Source organism: Komagataeibacter kakiaceti JCM 25156 (genome assembly GCF_000613305.1).
Window position 1 is genome coordinate 1 of record NZ_BAIO01000906.1, and the last position, 549, is coordinate 549.

Here is a 549-nt window from a genome sequence, read left to right on the forward strand (position 1 = left end):
CGGCGCTGTCGCTCACGATCGAGGCGGCGGGGCAGTACCTGCTGTGGTGCGCACCCTCCCCCTTCCTCGCCCTTGCCGGGGCGGTGCTGACGGGGGCCGGATGTTCCATGGTCTATCCCTCGCTGGGGGTGGAGGTCGTGCGGGTGGTGCCGCCGCACATGCGTGGCACGGCGCTTGGTGGCTTCGCCGCGTTTCAGGATCTGGCTTACGGCGCGACGGGGCCGCTGGCCGGCCTGCTCGCGGACCGGTACGGGTATGACATCGTCTTCCTGCTGGGCGGGCTGTGCGCCACCGGGGCGGTTGGCGTTGTTCTTGGCCTGCTGAATGCACGACGCGGAGAAGCGTAGGATGACCACGGGATATGTCTATGTACTTGGCACCTGCGATACGAAGCAGGCGGAGCTTGACTATATCGCCCAAACCCTGCGTGACGGCGGCGTGCCCGCCCGCATCGTGGATGTCAGCACGCGGCAGGCCCCGGCACGGGCCGATATAGGTGCGCGCACCGTCGCCGGTTTTCACCCGCAGCGCGGAAGCCGTATTCCGTGG

General features: G+C 68.3%; 2 protein-coding genes. Both read left to right on the top strand.

Annotation, left to right across the window (positions count from 1 at the left end; genetic code table 11):
- The coding region (locus tag JCM25156_RS26730) for an MFS transporter (protein WP_034961845.1) at positions 1 to 347 on the top strand (347 nt) is incomplete at its 5' end.
- A gap of 1 nt (position 348) precedes the next feature.
- On the top strand, positions 349 to 549 hold a 201-nt coding region (locus JCM25156_RS26735; protein ID WP_034961848.1), incomplete at its 3' end, for a Tm-1-like ATP-binding domain-containing protein.